Annotated in this window: 1 protein-coding gene and 1 pseudogene; both read right to left on the bottom strand. The window is 76.4% G+C overall.

Annotation, left to right across the window (positions count from 1 at the left end):
- Positions 1–263 precede the first annotated feature (263 nt).
- Positions 264–2,906, bottom strand: coding sequence for a malto-oligosyltrehalose synthase (treY, locus tag N1F89_RS20460; protein WP_290086339.1), 2,643 nt, complete (start codon positions 2,904–2,906; stop codon positions 264–266).
- A pseudogene (locus N1F89_RS20465) lies at positions 2,903–3,103 on the bottom strand (4-alpha-glucanotransferase); the annotation flags it as partial. The pseudogene N1F89_RS20465 and the gene treY, both read right to left, overlap by 4 nt.

Below are 3,103 nucleotides of genomic sequence, written 5' to 3' on the forward strand. Positions count from 1 at the left end.
CGGCGGCGCGCGCCGCCTTGCCGCTGCGCTTGCCGGCGGCCGCCCGGGCACGCTTGATGGGCGCGGCGGCCTTCATCGCCCGCCCGCGCCCGCCGCGGCCGCGGACGGCCCTGCCAACCCTGTCACTGACCCGTCGCCATGCATCGCATGCTCCCGTCACAGGCTGTTCAACGGGTCCGCCGCGCCGTGGTTCCACCTGCCGCGGCGCGCGGAGGGACGGGTGCGATGATAGCCGCCGCGCGGGGCGCGCGGAAGACGCCGGCTCACGCGCCGCCGGCGGTGCCGAGCCACACGGCCACGCCCTGCGGCGCCAGAAGGTCGGCGACGGCAAGCCGCGATGCGGCCGGCCTCCCGCGCGGCGCCAGCACGTCGCGCAGCCGCGCCCGCGCGGCCGCCGCCGGCAGCACGAGCTCGGTGCCGTGCCAGCGCACCGCCGGCACCCGGCCCTCGCCGTCGAGCAGGTTGAGCACGTGGCGCGGAACGGCGACCAGCAGCAGCCTGTCGCCGGCCGACCGCGCGAAGGCGGCCAGATGCGCGCGCAGCGGCCCCTCGACGGCGAGCGGCTGGTAGTCGCCCTGCGAAAACAGCGCCGGCTCGGCGCGCCGCAGCGCCAGCAGGCGGGCGACGAGCCGCTGCTTGACCGCCGCCCGGTCGCCCTCCGCCGGCTCGCCGGCGAGCATCGCGGCGAGGCGGGCGAAGTCGACCGGGCGGCGGTTGTCGGGATCGACCAGACTGAAGTCGGCCGCCTCGGAGCCCTGATAGATGTCGGGCACGCCCGGCGCCGTCAGCTTGACCGTCGTCTGGGCGAGGCCGTTGCACCAGCCGGCCGGCGCCAGCCGGGCAAGCAGCGTCTCCAGCTCCTCGCGAAAGGCCGGATCGTCGAACAGCGCCTGCGCATAGCGCAGCACCGCCGCCTCGTAGTCGGCGTCGACCTGCGTCCAGCTCGTGCGCTGCTTGGCCTCGCGCAGCGCCTTTTCCAGATAGGCACGGAAGCGCGGGCGGAAGCCGTCGACGGTCTCTCCGAAAGCGGCCATGCCGGCGACCGGCCAGCCGCCGGCGAGCGCCTGCGGGATCAGCCACTGGACGGCCGCTTCCGGCGCCGCACCGGCAGCAAGGTCGCAGACATGCGCGCGGGCCCGCTGCCGCCAGCATTCGAGCGCCGCCGTCCACTCGCCGGCCGCCTCCGACAGCGCCATCAGCCGCGCGCGCGCGTCCTCGCCGCGCTTGGTGTCGTGCGTGGCGGTCGCGGTGAGGGCGTGCGGCGCGGCGGCGGAGCGCGCCGCCATCGCGGCATGGAAGCGCGCCAGGTCCGGCGCCGGCCGACCGGGATCGCTGCCGACCTCGTTGAAGGCGATGAAGCGGTGGTCGCGGTAAAACAGCGTGTCCTCCACGCCCTTGGCCATCACCGGCCCGGCGAGCTGGCCGAAGCGCCGGCGCAGCGTCTCGCCCGGCGCGCCGCGCGCGGCCGGCGCGTCGCCGATCAGAACGTCGTGCAGGAAGGCGAGCGCCGCCTCGTCGAGGCCGGCGTCGGCCTTGCCCGCATCGGCCTTGGCGCGGCCGAGCACGGCACGGTCCTGGCCGCTCGCCGCAGCGCCGGTGGCATAGATGCGGTAGGCCGGCATGGCGACGAGCAGCGCGACCAGCGCCCGGCGCAGCGCCTCGGGCGCGAAGCGCCCGGCCCCCGGCAGCGCCGCCAGCAGGCCGACGAGCGCGGTCACCTCGCCCTCGAAATTGACGGTGGCGATCGCCTGCTTGGCGGCGCGCCGCTCGTCCTCGGTCGACGGCGCGCCGGTCGCCGTGCGGTAGGCGCGCGACAGCGCCGCCACGCCGTCGGCGTCGGCCAGCAGATCGGCGGTGGCGTCGACGAACTCGTAGCCGGTGGTGCCGTCGACCGGCCAGTCGCGCGGCAGGTGCTCGCCCTCGCACAGGATCTTCTCGACCACGAGATGGACGTCGGGACCGACGGCGCGGCGCAGCCGGCGCAGATAGCCGGCCGGATCGGCCAGGCCGTCGACATGGTCGACCCGCAGGCCGTCGACGCGGCCCTCGCGCACCAGCCCGAGGATGGTGCGGTGGACGTCGGCGAACACCGCCTCGTCCTCGACGCGCACGCCGACCAGCCCGGTCACCTCGAAGAAGCGGCGGTAGCTGAGCGTACGGCGCGCCTCCTTCCAGAACATCAGCCGCCAGGGCTGCGCGGCGTGCACGGCATCGACCAGCCCGGCATCGGCGGAGGCGGCGGCGAGCGCGGCGTCGAGGTCCTCGCCGCCCGGTGGGCTGAGCAGCGCCTGCACCGCATCGCGAAGGCCGGCGTCGTCACCCGGCGCGACGCGCTCGGCAAGACCGGCCAGCCGGCGGGCGAGCGGATGGTCGAGCGCGGACGCAAGCCGCGGCCAGCTCGCCGGGGCGAGCGGCAGCGCGTGGTCGAAATAGCGCAGCACCGGCCCGCCGGCCGCCGCGTCGCAGCCGAGCGCGAGCTCGCCGGCGGCCAGTGCGGCACCGTAGGGACGGCCGAGCACCGGCAGCGTCAGCCGGCGGCTCCAGTCGATGTCGAAATGGCCGGCGAAGGGGCTGGCGCTGCCCCAGCGCAGCACGCTCGCCCACCACGGGTTCTCGGTCGAGGCGGCCATGTGGTTGGGCACGATGTCGAGGATCAGGCCGAGGCCGGCCGCGCGCAGCGCGTCCGACAGCCGCTCGAAGCCGGCGCGGCCGCCGAGCGCGGGATCGATGACGTTGTGGTCGACCACGTCGTAGCCGTGCGTCGAGCCGGCAGTGGCGGCGAACAGCGGCGAGGCGTAGAGGTGGCTGACGCCGAGGTCGCGCAGATAGGGCACCACCGCCGCGGCGGCGGCGAAGTCCATGCCGCCGCGCAACTGCAGCCGGTAGGTCGCGGTGGGCGGCCTCATCGCCGCGGCCGCCGCGTCGCCATCACATCGGCGATGCCGGCGAACAGCGGCGTCTCGGCGAGCCCCTCGAGCGGCACGGCGAGGCGGCGGCGCCAGTTGGGATAGCCGTCGCTGGTGCCCGGCAGGTTGGTCGGCAGCGCCTCGCCCGCCATGTCGGCGAGCCGGGCGCCGGCGAGCAGCGACGGCGTGTCGGCGAC

The sequence above is a fragment of the Aquibium sp. A9E412 genome, assembly GCF_030398335.1.
Classification (GTDB): domain Bacteria; phylum Pseudomonadota; class Alphaproteobacteria; order Rhizobiales; family Rhizobiaceae; genus A9E412.